The sequence below is a fragment of the Gluconacetobacter liquefaciens genome (genome assembly GCF_003350405.1).
Taxonomy (GTDB): domain Bacteria; phylum Pseudomonadota; class Alphaproteobacteria; order Acetobacterales; family Acetobacteraceae; genus Gluconacetobacter; species Gluconacetobacter liquefaciens.
Window position 1 is genome coordinate 280,395 of record NZ_QQAW01000001.1, and the last position, 17,089, is coordinate 297,483.

Sequence of the window (17,089 nt, forward strand, 5' to 3'; positions counted from 1 at the left end):
TTTTCTGCTTTCTGCATCTGGAGCGGACCATGCAGCTTTCCAGTGTCGTTAACCGGTTCGGTTGGGGGGAGCGCGGCGGGGAACTGCCACGGGAGGCCTCGCGCGACTGGCTGGCCGGGCAGTTGCAGGGGCCGGATGCCGCACGCTTCACCGGCGTGGGCGACACCGCCGACGGGTTGATCGCCCTGCGGACGCAGCGACAGGAGAAGATGCAGGGTGACCCGTTGGTCAAGCCGATCTTCCTGGCAGAGGTCGCGACCCAGTTGGACACGCTGCTGCTGACGGAACAGCCGTTTCGCGAGCGGCTGGCGTGGTTCTGGTTCAATCATTTCACCGTCAGCCTGCGTCAGGGGGGCACGCGCGGCGTGGTGGGGGCCTATATGCGCGAGGCGATCCGTCCGCATGTGACGGGGCGTTTCGTCGATATGCTGCTGGCCGTCATGCGCCATCCGGCCATGCTGATGTATCTGGACAACGCGTCCTCCATCGGGCCGGACAGCCCCGTTGGGCGGAAAAGCCACAAGGGCCTGAACGAGAACCTGGCGCGCGAATGCCTGGAACTGCATACGGTTTCGCCCGCCGCCGGTTACAGCCAGGCCGACGTGACGGCGTTTGCTGCCGTCCTGACCGGCTGGGGGATCGACATGCGCGCCGACCGGCCGGGTTTCGCCTTTCGGGACAAGGCGCATGAGCCCGGAGCGAAGACCGTGATGGGGCAGGTGTTTCCCGAAGGCGAGGAGGGGGGTGTGCAGGCGCTGCATTTCCTGGGCACGCATCCGGCGACCTATCGCCACATCGCCACGCAACTGGTCGGTCATTTTATCTCCGACACGCCGGCGCCGCGCGATGTCGCCCGGATCGTCGCTGTTCTTCAGGCCAGCGGAGGGGATCTAGGGGCTGCCGCGCTGGCGCTGGCCGATCTGCCCGATGCGGCGCGGCCCGGTGGCAAGTTCCGTTCGCCGATGGATTATGCCACCGCCGTCATGCGGGCGCTGTCGCTCGGCGGGGCGCCGAGCCGTCCGGATGACCCGCATGCCCCGGCGCATATCCTGTTCGCGGCTTTCGCCGGGCTGGGCCAGCCGCTGTGGACGGCGCCGCTGCCCAACGGGTGGAGCGACCGCGCGGCGGACTGGTCGGCGCCGGCCGACCTGCTGGCGCGCACCGACTGGGCCTGGCGGATGGCCGCGCATGTGCGTGCGGGCGACCCGCTGGAGATCGCCCATGCGGCGCTCGGCCCGGCCCTGCGGCAGCCGACCGTGCTGGCGATGCGCCAGGCGGGATCTCGCCAGGATGCGCTGGCTCTGCTGTTTTCCTCCCCTGAATTCCAGAGGCGCTGACCCATGATGATCCGTCGTCGTTCCGCCCTGCTGGGGCTTGCCGCAAGCTGGACATGCGGGCGGTCGTCCCTGGCGCTCGCCGGCTCGGGGGGCGGCCCGGACGATCCGCGCTTCGTCGTGATCATCCTGCGCGGTGCGCTCGACGGGCTGGCGGCCGTGACGCCCTATGGCGACCCCGACATCGTGGCGCATCGGCAGGGTTTGCTGCTGCCGCAGCCGGGGCAGGAGGGGGGATTGCTGGATCTGGGCGGCTTCTATGGCCTGCATCCGGCACTGGCGGGGATGCACGAGCTGTATGGCGCGGGGCAGATGCTGCCGATCCATGCGGTGGCCGGGCATTATCGCAGCCGGTCGCATTTCGAGGCGCAGGATTATCTGGAAAGCGGTGCGGACCAGCGGCTGGACAATGGTTGGCTGAACCGCGCCGTGGCCGCGCTGCCGGGGCAAGGTCGTCGCCCGGACGGGTATGGGCTTGCCATGGGCCTGTCCGTGCCGCTGCTGCTGCGGGGTTCGGCGCATATCGGCACTTATGCGCCGGCTGCCAGCCAGCATCCGGACCCGGCGCTGTACCAGCAGATCGCGTCGCTCAATGCGGCTGACCCCCTGACGGGGCCGGCTTTTCGTGATGGATTGAAGGCGCGCGGCTTCTCCGATTCCCTCATGGAAGGGGCACCGGCTGCGTCGCGTCCGGCGGATGGACACAAGCCGGACCCATTCTCCGTTCTCTCGACGGCGGCCGGGCAGATGCTGGCCGCGCCGCAGGGGCCGCGTGTCGCGGCGCTGGAGATCGGCGGGTGGGATACCCATGCCGGACAGGTCGGGCGCCTGAAGGGGCCTCTGGGCCAGCTTGATCGCGGTGTGCAGGCGTTGCGCGAGGCGCTGGGGGCGGAATGGCGCCGGACGATCGTGCTGGCCATGACCGAATTTGGTCGGACCGTACGCATGAACGGTACCGGCGGCACCGACCATGGCACGGCGACGGTCGCCTTTCTGCTGGGCGGTGCCGTGGCCGGGGGGCGGGTAGGGGGAACATGGCCCGGCCTGCGGTCCGACCAGCTTTTCGAAAACCGCGACCTGGCGCCGACGACCGACCTGCGCGCCGTCGCGGCCGGTGTGCTGCGCGACCATCTGGGCGTGCCCCATGGCGCGCTGGCGCGGGTCTTTCCTGGGACGACGGGCGAGACCGTGCGGGGGCTGGTGCGGGTGGCCTGAGCGCCCGTTTGGACGTTACGCAGGCGGCGATCACCAGCGCGCGTTTCCGAACAGGCTCTGAAGGCTGTCGGGCGGTTTTTCCGGCGTCATCCGGTCTGTGGCGGTTGATGTCGACGCCTGGGGGCGGAAATAGTGCGTCCTGACGAAAATTATTTTTCGTTCCCCTTGTTTTAACCAGATATTCAGAATTGTTTTTTTCGCGTGACGACGGAATATGGGATTGTCGTTGCGATCATGGGCCATGTCGTCCCTGGTCGGTTTCCTTGCATCCTATTTTGCCGCACGGGTTCTTCTTCATGTCCGTACTGACGCCGCCTCCGCCGCCGGGCAAACGCAAGGCATGGACGTATCGGCCGGTCGCGGCGCCCCCTCTGGCGGATTTTCTGGCCGGAGGGGAGGCGCGCCAGCGCTTCCTGCGCTATTGGGTGCGGGATAATCGTGGAAATCTCTTTGACCTGGCGTTCTTTTTTACGTTCAGGATGGTTCCTGCCGTCCGGTGTTCGCATTTTGGCCGGTGGTTGGGGCGTGTGCTTGTGCCGCGTGCCTATGTCGGCCCCATGCAGCGCGCCCGCGCCAATTTTACAGCGCTTTTTCCCGATCGGCAGCCGGACGCGATCGCGGGGATGGTCGATGCCTATGTGGAATCGCAGGGGCGGCAGATGGTCGAGTATTCGGCTGTTACGCGACTGGCGCGCCGGCCGGGCGGCGTGTGCCATGTCGGGGTGGAGCATCTGAAGGAATGCCGCGATGGCCCGGTCATCTTCATGGGGCTGCATCTCAGCAACTGGGAAATCCTGATGCAGTGCCTGAGCGATCTGGGGCTGACTCTCTCGCTGAATTATGATCCGCCCCGGCGCCGGGGCCGTCACTGGATCGTGCGGTATGTGCGCACGCGGGCGGGTATCGCGCTGCTGCCGCCGGGACGCCAGGCGGTGCGGCCGGCCCTGCGCGTGCTGGAGGCGGGGGGGGGGGGCAGCTTCTTGTCTTCTGTGATGAGGGGTTCAATGGCCAGATCCGCGCACCCTTTCTGGGCCGTCCGGCCAATCTGGAAACCAATTATGCCCTCGTGGCGCGTCTGGCCCGCCGGACGGGCGCGCGGATTTGCCCGGTCTATCTGACCAGGGAGGAGGGCGTACGGTTCACGCTGACGATTCTGGAATCGTTCGACCTGACTTGTGCGTCTGCGTCGCTGCTGGATGATGTCGAGCGCCTGAATGCGATCGTGGAGCCGCTTGTGCGCAGTCATGCGCCGCAATGGTATTTCATCGATAATCGCATGGTATCGTAGCGCCTGCCGGTGAATGCGCGCGGGCGTCGATCCGGCGTGTGCTTTCTGCGTGCGGCATGTCCTGGAACGGCACGCGGTTGATGCAATGGTCAGGCCCCGGTGATCTGCATGGATGATTTCTGGCATTTGCAAGAAGGCGGATAATTTTTTCCGGTGTTCTTTTTGAAAAGAACGAGGAGAAGAGAGCTTTCTACTGGGGGATTTATTAAATGCTCTATCCATTTCCGATTCAGAATGTGATGGTGTCCGGGAATTTTGTTTATTTTCTTGACGAATTTTTTTTGTCATGGCTTGATGGTTGGTCTGCGTTAGAGGTATCGGGGACTTTTTTTAATGCACGCACGGTTCCGGCAACCGGTCGAGATTGTGGAACATGTTTCCGACACCGCCCTGGAACCGGTTCGCGCGGCATATTATTCCGGGCCGCCAGGGAAATATCTGCATCTGCTCCTGCAGGCCCGGCGGGATTTTCTCTCGATCTGGCGCGTGGGCGATTATCGGGAAAAAGTGTCGCAGATCCGTATTCTCGGGCGCCAGATCGTGCTGGTGAATTCGCCCGAAATGATCCGTGACATCCTGGTGAAGCGGCGCGACAATTACGAGCGCAAGAGCCCGCAGATGCGCCGTGCGCTGGAATATCTGCTGGGCGACGGGCTGTTTATTTCCGACGGGCCGACCTGGCGGCAGCGCCGTGCCCTCGTCTCGGACATCGTGCACAAGGACCGTGTGCCCGCTTTCAGCCCGATCATCGAGCGGACCGCCCTGGACATGGTGCGGCGATGGCAGCAGATTCCCGACCGTACCACCATCGACATCCTGCCCGAAATGGCGGCGCTGACGGCGGAAATCATCTCGCGCAGCGTGTTCGGCCAGGAACTGGGCAATGCTGACACGGCTGAAGTGTCGGAGAGTTTTACGCAATATCAGGCGCTGGTGGACTCGACCAATCCCGGATATTTCCTGGGGCTGGACGAAGGGCTGCCGATGGTGCGCACGCCGGCCCTGCGGCGGGCGGTGCGGCGCCTGCACAACGTGATCGACCGGATCGTCGAGGATCATCTGGCTGGCCGGGGCAGCCATAACTCGATGATGGAACTGCTGATCCGGCGGCAGAAACGCAACCCCGAACTGGGGCTGAACGCGGTGGCCCTGCGCAACGAAGCCGCCACCATCTTCATGGCGGGGCACGAGACTACGGCGGCGACGCTGACCTGGGTATGGTATCTGCTGGCCCGTGCGCCCTGGGTGGAGCGCGCGGTCCATGAGGAAATCGCCGCCGTGTGCGGTGACCGTGCCCCGACCGTGGACGATCTGCCGCAATTGCGCTGGTGCCAGGCGGTGATCGAGGAAACATTGCGGCTGTACCCTCCGGTGCCGATCCTGGCCCGCCAGAGCCGCGATGCGGACCAGATCGGGGATATTGCCGTCCGGCCGGGCTCGCTGATCCTGATCGTGCCGTGGCTTCTGCATCGCACCGAAAGCCTGTTCGAGGCGCCGCATGAATTCCGGCCCGAACGCTTCATGGATGGGCACCGGCCCGAACCCTACAGTTACATCCCCTTCGCCAGCGGGCCGCGTGTCTGTCCGGGCCAGCATTTCGGCATGACCGAGGCCATTCTCTGCCTGGCCATTCTGGCGCAACGCTTCCGGGTCGTTCTGTCGCCGGACCAGAAAGTCGTGCCGCAATGTCGCCTGACGCTGCGGCCGCGCGATGGCCTGCCGGCCATGCTCGTCCACCGGCAGCCCGGCCCCGTCGGAGAGGCCGTGGCGTCGGTGCCGGTTCGGAGCGCGGACAGTCCGGCGGTCGGCTGCCCTTACTCGGCCTGATCCCCACGGGCGGGGGCGTTTGGAGGCTGTTTCAAAGCCCTGCTGATGGCGGCCCGATGGCGGTTTAGCGCCAGACGGGCGGCTTGTGCTGCGCGTCCGTGCGTTATCGGAGCTTTGGGAGTCGGCTCTCGTCAGTCTTGTTTCTGTTCGATTTCTGAATGGAACGTTTCAGGCTGCCTGCCGGGGAAAAACGGGACTTTTCATGATTGCACCGGGGTGGTTGTGCCTCCGGCAACGTGCCCTTACGTCGGCGGCTGTGGGTGCGGTATTGGCGCTCGCGCCCCCTTAACCTCGGGTTATGGCAGGAAGATTTTTTAGATCGTTGACGGTCAATATTATTTTACCGTAACGTTATGTTTGCGGATCATTTCAGTTCAAAACAGATAGTTAGCACGGAAAGAAGCCTCTGATGCCAGACCTGTGGGCCGGGTCGGAGGCGTGCCGTGCCGGTATGTATCGCATCTGGCGGGAGAGAGAAAATGAAAGCTCGGCGGTGGTCGACGCAGGGTCCTCGTGTCAGGGCCGGGTTGCTTCGCACGACGGCGATTGCCGGCCTTGCAGTGGTTTCGGCCGTCTCTTCGGCAGGCGCCGCCGAGAAAACGGTATCTGCCCACAAGCAGCATGGGAAGAAGGCCCATCAGGGCGTGGCGGCCCCGGTTGCCGCCGCCAGTGCCGCGCGGCCTTCTGCCGCGGCGCACCCCCGCCGTGCGGCGCCGGCCCGCCATGATGATCCGGAATCGATCCAGGTCCAGGCGTCGCGCGTCCGCAGTCATGGGGCCGAGGTGGCTGTTACCCGTGCGGTGATGGACCGTTTCGTTTCTGGTACGAATCCGATGCAGATTCTGTCCATGACCACGCCGGGGGCCAATTTTACCTCGACCGATGCGTTCGGCCTGGATACTTACGGCAATACGTTCTACGTGCGCGGTTTCACCCAGATGCAGATCGGTGCGACGCTGGACGGCATTCCGTTGGGCACACAAGGGTTTGCCAACTATAACGGCGTTTCGATCACCCAGGCGATGATTCAGGATGATCTGGGTGGCATGACGATGTCGCAGGGGGCCGGGGCGCTGGATTCGTTCTCGGCGCAGAATCTCGGTGGGGCGATGACCTATACGACCTCCGACCCCAAGGACAAGGCAGGAGGCAAGATCAGCCAGACATTCGGCAGCTACAATGCCTATCGCACCTATGGGCGCGTGGACAGCGGCATCCTGAACCCGACCGGCACCAAATTCTACGCGTCCTTCGCCCGAACCAATACGAATATGTGGAAAGGGCAGGGCTATCAAAGCGAATTGCAGGCCGACGCCAAGGTCGTGCAGCCGGTCGGCGACCGGGGCCGGATAACCGCCTTCTTCGGGTATGGTAATTTCACGCAGGGCAATTACCTGACCATGACGAAGAACATGTGGCAGAAGATGGGCCGCTATTCGACCTATCTGAAGCCGGATTACGAAAAGGCCAAGCTCTGGGCCTATTATGCGCAATATACCAGTGACGTGCCGCCGGGCTACGAGGGCGTTCTGTCGAATGACGAGATCGGCGATTATGCCTGGGATGCCTCTCAGGTGCAGCGCACCTACCTTTCGGCGGTCACGGGGCATTTCGATCTGTTCAGGAATGTTTCTTCGGATACCGTGGCTTATGGCAATGTCAGCAGCGCCATCCATGGCGGCACCAATAACTTCGTGACCTCGCCCAGCTATGGCGTGCCGACCCTGCTGGCCGACGGTACGGTCTCGGGGGTGCCGATGGCGTTGGGGATGGCCCATGCCGCCATGCGCAGGCTGGGCTTCACGCAGAAATTCTCGATCGAGGCGCCGCACAACAACCATATCGAGACCGGCCTGTGGTATGAAAACAACCAGTGGATCTATAATTCGCGCCTGTATGAAGATTACCTGAACGACGCGCATAACTGGAACTCGGACTTCAAGCCCAGCCAGGCCCACACATGGTTTGAAGACACGTACAACACCAATACGTTCCAGTTCTTTTTGCAGGATCGCTGGACGATCATCCCCGGCATGACCCTGCTGGCCGGGTTCAAGTCGCTGACCCAGACGACGCATGGCGGAACGAAGAAGGATTTCACCGACCAACTCGATGCCGAAGGCTGGAACACCTATTATCGGCATGCCGCGAGCGGTACGCTGACCGCTTCGGCGGCCTTTCTGCCGCATTTCAACTTCGATTATCATTTTCTCGATCATCACGAATTCTACTGGGATATTGCCGAGAACATGCGCGCCTACGACTACTACTCGCAGACGTCGAGCAGTACGGCGTGGGGTGGCCTGGGCAATTCCAAGCAGAGTGCGCAGCAGGTTTTCGATGCGAACAAGAACGTGCTGCGGCCGGAGCGGACCTGGAACTACATTGTCGGCTATCGGTATGATTCGCGCTTCTTCTCGGGCAGCGTCGATTTCTATCATACCGACTATTACAACCGCCTGGCCTCCATTACCGAAGGCAGTTCGGCGACGGCGCATAGCGCCTATCTGAATGTCGGGCGGGAGACCATGAACGGCGCGGACGTGATGGCGACGATTCGTCCCTTGCGGGGACTGGAGATTACCAACAGCTTTAGCTGGAACGATGCGGAATATCAGAGCCGCTCGATCAATTACAGCGGTGCCACATACAGCCTGAAAGGCAAGCGGCAGGTCTATTATCCGAAGTTCATGTACAAGGCGAACCTGAACTATACCTGGCGTGAAGTGATGTTCAATTTCAACGCGAACTACATCAGCTCGCGGCCCATGACCTATCTCAACGACGAGTCCATCCCGGCCTACTGGGTGACGAACCTGAACCTGGCCTATAATTTCGGCAAGATCGGCTTTACGCAGAATCTCAAGGCCACGCTGGGGGTGACCAACCTGTTCAACAAGAACTATATCGGCGGTGTCTATGGCGCGGCGTCGGTTTCGGGTGATGACAATGCCAACCTGTTCGTCGCGGCGCCGCGGGAATATTATGGTACGATCTCGGCCGAATTCTGAGAGCCTGACGAAAATGCGCCCTGGTGGCGATCCGGCGAGTGTTTCCTGTGCTTCGGTGCTTACGGCCATCAAGGCCGCTCCGCTCCGATGCTCGGAAACACACGCCGGACGCGGCCCTGACGGGCCGCTCTCGCTCACCAGAGCGCATTTTCGGTCAGGATCTGACATCGACCTCGCCGGGCCGGTGTGGCCCGGCGTCCTGCTTCCGCCTGCCTGAGGATGATGGGTTCGTGAGAAAGATCCTGTTGCTGTCTGCCTGTCTTGTCGCCCTGCCGTGGATGGCGATGGCGGGGGAACCCACCACGCCCGACGGGGGCATTGCCGCCGACATGCCGGAGCATTTCCAGGCGCAGGATTCCAGCTTCGGCTACGTGCGCCGGGATGTGATGATTCCCATGCGCGATGGCGCGAAGCTGCATACGGTCATCATTATTCCCAAAGGCGCCCATGGTGCGCCGATTCTGCTGACGCGGACCCCCTATAGTGCCGACCACATGGTCTCCTTCGGGTCCAGCGGCAATATGGGGCCGATCCTGCAGGGGTATGACAACATGCCCGACGTGATCGCGGATGGCGGGTATATCCGCGTCATTCAGGATGTGCGGGGCAAATACGGATCGGAAGGGCGGTATGTGATGAACCGCCCGATGCGTGGCCCGCTGAACGCGACCGCGGTCGATCACAGCACCGACACCTGGGATACGATCGAATGGCTGGTGCACAACCTGCCGGAAAGCAACGGCAAGGTCGGCATCCTCGGCGTGTCGTATGACGGCTATACCGCGATCACCGCGCTGTTCCATCCGCACCCGGCGCTGAAGGTCTCGGTGCCGATGAACCCGATGGTCGATGGCTGGATGGGTGACGACTGGTTCCATAACGGGGCGTTCCGCGAGGAAATGCTGCCGTATATCTACGAGCAGGACGGTACGCCGAAGAATACGGCCACCTGGTGGGCCAGCCAGTACGATTCCTATGACGTGTTCCTGCGGGCCGGGTCCGCCGGGGCAGCCGGGCGCATGCGGGGCATGGACCAGATCGGCTTCTTCCGCCAGATTCTGGCCCATCCGGCCTATGACCAATGGTGGCAGCTTCAGGCGATGGATCGGCTGCTGCCGCGCGAAGGGCTGACGGTGCCGACGATGCTGGTCCATAGCCTGTGGGACCAGGAGGACAATTACGGTGCCATCGCCCTGTATTATGCGCTGGAGAAAGATCCGGCGGCGGCGTCGCATCTCTGGCTGGCCGTCGGACCTTGGAACCATGGCGGCGAGATCCATGAGGCCAGTACGATGGGGCCGGTCAGGCTGCGCTCCGACACCGGACTGTATTTCCGCCAGAACATTCTGGAACCGTTCCTGGCGCATTACCTCAAGGACAGCAGCATTCCGCTGCCCGCGCGCGTCACGGCGTTCCGCAGTGGCGAGAACAGGTGGGAGAGTGAAAGCGCGCTGCCGCCGCGTGATTGCGCTTCGGGCTGCACGACGCTGCATCTGCAACCGGGCCAGGGGCTTGGCGAGCAGGCGCCGGGTGCCGATGCGGGGGTGGCGCGCTATGTGTCCGACCCCGAGCATCCGGTGCCTTATGTGGCGCGGCCCGTCGTCTCGAAAGGACGGCCGGATTCGAACTGGCGGAACTGGCTGGCGACCGACCAGCGCAACATGGCGGCCCGCCCCGATGTGCTGAGTTTCACCTCGCCGGTGCTGACGGCACCGTTCGTCGTCCGTGGCCAGCCGCATATGCATCTGACCGCCGCCACCACGGGCACCGATGGCGATTTCGTCGTGAAGCTGATCGACGTCTATCCCGACGAGGTGGCCGACCAGCCGGAGATGGGCGGGTATCAGCTCATGATCAGCGCCGACATCCTGCGCGGGCGCTATCGTGAAAGCTTCGCGCAGCCGCACCCCATTCCGGCCAATGTGCAGCAGGCCTATGACATGGCGCTGCCGCTGGCGAACCATACGTTCCTGCCGGGGCATCGGATCATGATCCAGATCCAGTCAAGCTGGTTCCCGCTCTATGACCGCAATCCGCAGACTTATGTGGAGAATATCTTCCTCGCCCCGAAGGACGCCTATCGTCCGGCCACGGTCAGCGTGGATATCGCCCGGAGCTGGCTGGAGGTTCATGGCGGCGCATCAGCGGGCCATTGAGGCGCCGCGACCGCAGGATGCGGGGGTCGTCTGATCGTCGGGCCGGCGGTCGTGCCAGGACAGGACGACCACCGGGGCCATGAAGGCCATATATTCGATGAAGAACAGGCCTATCAGGATCCGCCGGGCGAGGTCTGGCCCGGCGAGGGGGGCCGTCGCGACGTGGAGCGCGGTCAGGATCAGGCCGGTGTAGGACAGCGCGGCGATGGTGATGGCCGCGGCCAGCCAGCATTGTCCGACGATACGGCGTTCCGCCTCGGTGCGCTCGTCCGCCGGTTTGCTCACGATCGGGTGGCGCGACCGAAAACTGGTGAGTGCGGAAAGCGAGATGAGGATGGGCGTCCAGACAAAGATCGTTGTCCATCCGCTGGAGCTCAGTATCTGCCATGCGGCTATGCCCGTCGCGACCGCGCAGGCCGTCAGCACGATCCACAGTTTTGGTGCCAGACGTGGCGTCTGGGAATCCGGGTCGGCGGGGGTGAAATTCAGCCCCATCCGGCGGATCGGCGCGGTCAGGATCAGGGCGCCGCGATCGAGTGCGGCGCCCAGCCGAGCGTTGGTGCGGGCGAAGGACGAGGGATAGGGCAATGTTTCATCCTGCTCGTCCCGCGCCATGACGCTTTTCCCTTATTTGCCCGTGCCGCCGACCGTCAGGCCGGTCATTTTCAGGGTCGGCTGGCCGACGCCGACCGGTACGCCCTGACCACTTTTACCGCAGGTGCCGATGCCGGGGTCAAGCGCCATGTCGCCGCCGATCATGGAGACTTTGGTCATCGCATCCGCGCCGTTGCCGATTAGCGTCGCGCCGCGCACCGGTGCGGTCACCTTGCCGTCTTCGATCAGGTAGGCTTCCGAGGCCGCGAAGACGAACTTGCCTGACGTGATGTCCACCTGGCCGCCGCCGAAATTGACTGCGTACAGGCCGCGCCTTGTGGAGCGGATCATTTCTTCGGTGGTGGCGTTGCCGCCCAGCATGATGGTGTTGGTCATGCGCGGCATCGGTGCGTGGGCGTAGGACTGGCGGCGGCCGTTGCCGGTGGGGCGCACGCCCATCAGCCGCGCGTTCATCCGGTCCTGCAGGTAGCCGGTCAGGATGCCGTCCTCGATCAGCACGGTGCGGCCGGTGGGAGTGCCTTCGTCATCGACCGTCAGGCTGCCGCGCCGCTCGGGCAGGGTGCCGTCATCGACCACCGTGACGCCGGGGGCGGCCACGCGCTGGCCCATCAGCCCGGCGAAGGCGGACGTGCCCTTGCGGTTGAAATCGCCTTCCAGCCCGTGGCCCACGGCCTCGTGCAGCAGGATGCCCGGCCAGCCGGCGCCCAGCACCACTTCCATCTCGCCGGCCGGGGCGGGCACGGCGTCGAGATTGACCAGGGCCATGCGCAGGGCTTCGTCCACCGCGCCTTTCCACACTGTCTCGTCCAGCAGGCGGGTGTAGGCATAGCGGCCGCCCATGCCGTGGCCACCGCTCTCGCGCCGTCCGTCGCGTTCCACCACCACCGAGACGTTGAGCCGCACCAGCGGGCGGAGGTCGGCGACGCGGGTGCCGTCGCCGCGGACGATCTGCACCGCCTGCCATTCCGCCGCCAGCGAGGCCGAGACCTGCACCACGCGCGGGTCGCGGGCGCGGGCGTAGGTGTCCAGCGCCGACAGCAGGGCGGCGCGGGAGGCGAAATCGGTGTCGCCCAGGGGGTTGGCGTCGCCATACAGGCGCTGGTTGGTGGCTTGCGGGGGGGCTGCCATGGTGCCGGAGCGGCCGGCGCGCACCTGTGTGACCGTATCGGCGGCGCGCCTGATGGCGGATTCGCTGAGTTCGTCGGAATGGGCGAAGCCGGTTTCCTCGCCCAGGATCGCGCGCAGCCCGAAGCCCGAGGAGGTGTCGAAGGTGGCGGAGCGGATGACGCCGTCATCCAGCGAGATGAATTCGCTTTCGCGGTACTCCAGGAACAGTTCGCCGTCATCCATGCCGTCCAGCGTGCGGCGGACCAGCGCCTCGGTGCCCGAGCGGTCGAGTGTGGCGCCCGCTCGGTCGAAGAACAGCCGGTCGGTTGCCGTCAGCGGATTCAGGATCTGGTCGGTCATGGTCATCGGGGATGGGCTCCGGACGGTGCGCGGGAACGGGAGGGCAGGATGCGTGATGCGCTTTCGGGATTCATAATCGTATTCCGATGTGGGGCGAAAGCGCCGGCTTGACCAGTGCCGCTTGATGCTGGCCGCCGGATGAACTTCGCGCCATCCGGGTCGTTTTTCTTATGCGCCTTCGGTGCCACAGGGCATGCTGTCTGTCCAACACCCTGACCGAGCAAGGATTTCCTGCCTGGTGACGTTCTCTATCCCGGTGCGACGCCCCATGGGGCACGGTCGCGATTCCGCCACGTCCCCGTCTTTCCGCCGCACGCGGCCGCGTGCGGTGGCGTTGCTGGCCGCCGGGCTGGCATGGCCTCTCGTGCCGTCGGCGATGGCCGCACCCGAGGCTGCGCCCGCCCAGGCCTCGGCGCCTGTTGTCGCGACCGGTTCCGCGCCGGAACCCGCGCAGGTCTCGGCTCCGGCTGTGGCGTCCGGGCCGGCCCTGGAGCCTGCGCAGGCGTCGGTTGCGGCTGCCGCGCCGGGTTCCGCTCCGGCGTCCGCCGCCGATCTTCTGTCGCCGCCTTCGGTTGCGTTGGATGGGCTGTTCGCCGCCATTTCCGCAGCCCGGATCTTTGCCGATGCCAAGACGGCGGCCGATGCCGTGCCCGACCGCGCGCCCGCCGACCTGCTGGCGGAATACAGGCGGGCGAAAGGGGAGGCTGGGTTCGACCTGACCAGTTTCGTGGCCCAGCATTTCTCGGTGCCGCAACAACGCCTCGTCTCCTATCGTCGGCATCAGGACGAGAGCGTGCGCGAATATATCGACGGCATGTGGGACGTGCTGAGCCGGCCGCCGGATCGGCCGCCGCCGTTCTCGTCGCTGCTGCCGTTGCCCGAGCCCTATGTGGTGCCCGGTGGGCGGTTCCGCGAACTCTATTACTGGGATTCCTATTTCACGCTGATCGGGCTGTCGGAAAGCGGGCGCTTCGACCTGCTGCGCAGTACGGTGCGCGATATCGCCTCGCTGATCGACGGCTACGGGCATATGCCCAATGGCAGCCGCACCTATTATCTCAGCCGGTCGGAGCCGCCCTTTTTCGCGTTGATGGTCGATCTGCTGGCGCGGCATGACGGGCCGCAGACCTACGTGGCCTTCCTGCCGGAATTGCAGCGCGAATATGACTACTGGATGGAGGGGGCCGAGGGGCTGGCGCCCGGCGCGGCTCACCGCCGCGTGGTGCGCCTGGCCGACGGAACGGTGATGAACCGGTACTGGGACGACAGGGACACGCCGCGCGACGAGAGCTATCCGCAGGACATCGCCACGGCGGCCGCATCGGATCGCCCGGCCGCCGAGATCTATCGCAATCTGCGCGCCGGGGCGGAAAGCGGGTGGGATTATTCCTCGCGCTGGCTGGCCGACGGCCACACGCTGACCACGATCCATACCACCGACCTGCTGCCGGTGGACCTGAACAGCCTGATCGCGCATCTGCAACAGACGCTGGCCCATGCCTACGGGGTGCGGGGCGACCAGGCCCAGGCGCAGCATTATGCGCAACTGGCGACCGGGCGGATCGCCGCCATCCGGCGGGTGATGTGGGACCCGGCCCAAGGGGCGTTCTTCGATTACGACTGGACGAAGCAGGCGCTGACGCCGGTTCTTTCGACGGCGACGCTGGTGCCGCTGTTCCTGGAAGTTGCGACGCCCGAGCAGGCGCGCGCGGTGGCGGTGACGGCTCGGGCCCGGCTGTTGAAGGCCGGCGGGCTGGTGACGACCGAGACGGCGACCGGCCAGCAATGGGATGCGCCGAACGGCTGGGCCCCGGAGGAATGGATGGCCATCATGGGGCTGGCCCGCTACGGCGAGGACGATCTGGCGCGCGAGGTCGCTACGCGGTGGATGGCGCGGGTGGTGACGACCTATCAGGCATCGGGCGTGCTGCTGGAAAAATACGACGTGGTGAGCCCGTCGATCAGCCCCATGGGCGGGGCCGGGGGCGGCGAATACCCGATGCAGATCGGCTTCGGCTGGACCAACGGCACCCTGCTGGGCCTGATGAAACGCTATCCGTCGGCCACGCCGCCTTCGGTGGCGCCGTCGGCCGCTGCTGGTCCGTCCGCTGCCGCGCAGCCTGTTGCTCCGGCCTCTGATACGGCTGGAGCGGCGCCGTTACACGCGGCCGACGCCGCGCAGCCGGTGCAGCGCCACGATGGCGACGGTCAGCAGGACGGCGCCCCAGGTCTGGTGCACGGTGCCGGCCCAGGCGGGCACGACCAGCAGCAGGGTGGTGACACCCAGGGCGTACTGGATCAGCACCGCCCAGCCCAGTAGCATCAGGATGTCCTGCGCCGGCTTGCCCAGTTGCGGCGTGCGCAGGCCGCTGAAGACGGTGGCGCCGATGACCAGCGCGGTGACGGTGGCCAGCAGCCGGTGGTCGAACTGGACGGCGGGGATGTTGGCGAACCAGTTGAGCCAGAATGGCGACAGCTTGGCGTAGCCCTGCGGGATCAGGCGGCCTTCCATCAGTGGGAAGGTGTTGTAGGCGAAGCCCGCATGGGTGCCGGCGGTGAAACCGCCGGCGATGATGGTGATGCCGATCAGGATCGTGGCGCACCAGACCAACCGCCTGGTCCGCACCACCGCGACCGTGGCGGGAATGAAGGCGGGGGCCGGGGTGCGGATCGACAGGGCCGTCCATAGGATGGCGATATAGAGCGCGAAGGCGCAGCACAGATGCAGGACCAGACGCACCGGTTCGACCGCCGTGCTGTTGGCGTCGAAGCCCGAGGCGACCATGAACCAGCCCACGGCGCCTTGCAGGCCGCCCAGCACGAAGAACAGCAGGAGCCGCGCGATCAGCCCGCGGGTGAGTGCGCCCGTGACCGCAAACCAGATTAGCGGCACCAGCAGCACCAGCCCGATCAGCCGGCCCCAGAAGCGATGGGTCCATTCTGCCCAGAAGATCTTCTGGAAGCCGGCCAGCCCGAACCCGTCATGCAGGATCTTGTATTGCGGGATGGTCTGATACAGCGCGAACTGGCGCTCCCATTCCGCATGGGACAGGGGCGGGATCATGCCCGTGACCGGGCGCCAGTCCATGATCGACAGGCCCGAGCCGGTCAGGCGCGTATAGCCGCCCAGTGCGATCATGCCGAGCAGCATGAAGCAGATGACGAACAGCCACATGGAAATGCGCTGCCGGTTGCGGGGCGAGATGGACGCGGCAGCGTCGCGGGCGGCGGCGGTCTGCGGGATGGTATGTACGGACATGAAGGGGATTTAGACCTGCCTTGCTGCCGGTCGCAAGCCGATGCTAGTGCATGGCCCGCACCCCGGATGCCGGGATGTGCCTCTTGCCGCCATGCCCTGAATGATTCCAGCAGCGGACCTGACGCCATGGCCTCTTTTTTTCCTCGTCCCGACCCGTGCGCGGCATGACGGAGCGCGCTGTTATTGACCCCCCGCGTGGCGGCGGCCTGGCCGTGCTGGCGCGGCCGGCGCTGATGGTGGCGGCCTGCATCGCGGTGGGGCTGGCGCTACGCTATGCGCCGGGTCTGCGGGGGATGCTGGGCGATACCGCGCTGCTGCGGGACGGCATGGCGGGACGGCTGGTCTTTCTGTTGGTGGGGTCGGCGATCTGTGCCGTGGGGCTGCCGCGGCAGCTTGTCTGTTTTGCCGCCGGGGTAGCGTACGGTGCGCCCGAGGGCATCGTACTGGCCAGCCTGGCGACGCTGGCGGGGGCGGCCGGCGGATTCGGCTGGGCGCGCGGGGTGGGGCGGGCGAGCGTGCGGCGGCGGCTGGCCGGGCGGCTGGCCCGGCTGGACGGGTTCGTGACCGCCCATCCCTTCACTGCCATCCTGACTATTCGCCTGCTGCCCGTGGGCTCGGCGCTGATGCTGAATCTGCTGGCCGGGGTTTCGGGGGCGGGGTTCGTGCCGTTCATGCTGGCGACGTTGCTGGGGAGCCTGCCGCAGACGGTGGTGTTCGTACTGCTGGGGGGCGGGGCACGGATAGGACATGGCTGGCAGGTGGGGCTGGCGGCGGTGCTGTTCGCCGGGTCCGGGGCGCTGGGCCTGTGGCTGGCGCGGCGCATGGCGTCGCGGGACGCGGGCCCCGAGGAGCGTGCCCCAGAGGAGCGTGCCCTGGAGGAACGTGCCCCCAGGGTGCCGTGAACGTGCCATCTTGTG

The 17,089-nt window shown here is 65.3% G+C and carries 12 protein-coding genes and 1 pseudogene; 9 read left to right on the top strand and 4 right to left on the bottom strand.

Features of this window, described 5'->3' with window-relative positions; translation table 11 throughout:
• The first annotated feature begins 29 nt into the window (after positions 1-29).
• A complete protein-coding gene (locus C7453_RS01310) occupies positions 30-1,337 on the top strand; it encodes a DUF1800 domain-containing protein (RefSeq protein ID WP_114725328.1) in 1,308 nt (435 codons plus the stop codon).
• A gap of 3 nt (positions 1,338-1,340) precedes the next feature.
• Positions 1,341-2,549 carry a DUF1501 domain-containing protein gene (locus C7453_RS01315; RefSeq protein ID WP_114725330.1) on the top strand — a complete coding sequence of 403 codons (1,209 nt, stop codon included), beginning with the start codon at positions 1,341-1,343 and terminating at the stop codon, positions 2,547-2,549.
• Positions 2,550-2,579: 30 nt separating this feature from the next.
• Here C7453_RS01315 and C7453_RS18590 read toward each other — a convergent pair whose 3' ends face one another.
• Positions 2,580-2,792 (bottom strand): hypothetical protein, encoded by a 213-nt coding sequence (locus C7453_RS18590; protein WP_141288844.1) that lies wholly within the window; start codon positions 2,790-2,792, stop codon positions 2,580-2,582.
• Positions 2,793-2,845: 53 nt separating this feature from the next.
• Between C7453_RS18590 and C7453_RS01320 the strand changes: the two genes are divergently transcribed.
• The 5 genes from C7453_RS01320 (at position 2,846) to C7453_RS01335 (ending at position 10,831) form a co-directional block, all read left to right on the top strand.
• On the top strand, positions 2,846-3,667 hold the full coding sequence (locus tag C7453_RS01320; protein ID WP_211311000.1) for an LpxL/LpxP family acyltransferase: 822 nt from the start codon (positions 2,846-2,848) through the stop codon (positions 3,665-3,667).
• A complete protein-coding gene (locus C7453_RS19575) occupies positions 3,616-3,837 on the top strand; it encodes a lysophospholipid acyltransferase family protein (protein WP_211311001.1) in 222 nt (73 codons plus the stop codon). Before C7453_RS01320 ends, C7453_RS19575 begins: the two co-directional genes overlap by 52 nt.
• Positions 3,838-4,170: 333 nt before the next feature.
• Positions 4,171-5,664, top strand: a complete 1,494-nt coding sequence (locus tag C7453_RS01325; protein ID WP_114725332.1) for a cytochrome P450 — start codon at positions 4,171-4,173, stop codon at positions 5,662-5,664.
• Positions 5,665-6,143: 479 nt separating this feature from the next.
• Positions 6,144-8,675 (top strand): TonB-dependent receptor domain-containing protein, encoded by a 2,532-nt coding sequence (locus C7453_RS01330; RefSeq protein ID WP_114725334.1) that lies wholly within the window; start codon positions 6,144-6,146, stop codon positions 8,673-8,675.
• A gap of 278 nt (positions 8,676-8,953) precedes the next feature.
• Entirely contained in the window at positions 8,954-10,831 is a 1,878-nt protein-coding gene (locus C7453_RS01335) for a CocE/NonD family hydrolase (protein ID WP_114725978.1), read from the top strand.
• On the opposite strand, the gene C7453_RS01340 is transcribed toward C7453_RS01335, so the two are convergent.
• Together C7453_RS01340 and tldD are read right to left on the bottom strand one after the other, a co-directional pair.
• Positions 10,817-11,446, bottom strand: a complete 630-nt coding sequence (locus C7453_RS01340) for a hypothetical protein (protein ID WP_114725336.1) — start codon at positions 11,444-11,446, stop codon at positions 10,817-10,819. The genes C7453_RS01335 and C7453_RS01340 overlap by 15 nt on opposite strands.
• A 12-nt stretch (positions 11,447-11,458) precedes the next feature.
• The gene (tldD, locus tag C7453_RS01345) at positions 11,459-12,919 is read right to left on the bottom strand and encodes a metalloprotease TldD (protein ID WP_114725338.1); all 1,461 of its coding nucleotides are present in this window, start codon (positions 12,917-12,919) and stop codon (positions 11,459-11,461) included.
• Between the two features lie 370 nt (positions 12,920-13,289).
• On the opposite strand from tldD, the pseudogene treA reads away from it, so the two are divergent.
• A pseudogene (gene treA, locus C7453_RS01350) lies at positions 13,290-14,945 on the top strand (alpha,alpha-trehalase TreA); the annotation flags it as partial.
• A gap of 126 nt (positions 14,946-15,071) precedes the next feature.
• Here the strand turns inward: treA and C7453_RS19220 are convergent.
• Complete coding sequence (locus tag C7453_RS19220; RefSeq protein ID WP_371858477.1) at positions 15,072-16,088, bottom strand: COX15/CtaA family protein; 1,017 nt, start codon at positions 16,086-16,088, stop codon at positions 15,072-15,074.
• A gap of 248 nt (positions 16,089-16,336) precedes the next feature.
• On the opposite strand from C7453_RS19220, the gene C7453_RS01360 reads away from it, so the two are divergent.
• A complete protein-coding gene (locus C7453_RS01360) occupies positions 16,337-17,074 on the top strand; it encodes a TVP38/TMEM64 family protein (RefSeq protein WP_114725981.1) in 738 nt (245 codons plus the stop codon).
• Positions 17,075-17,089: the final 15 nt, after the last annotated feature.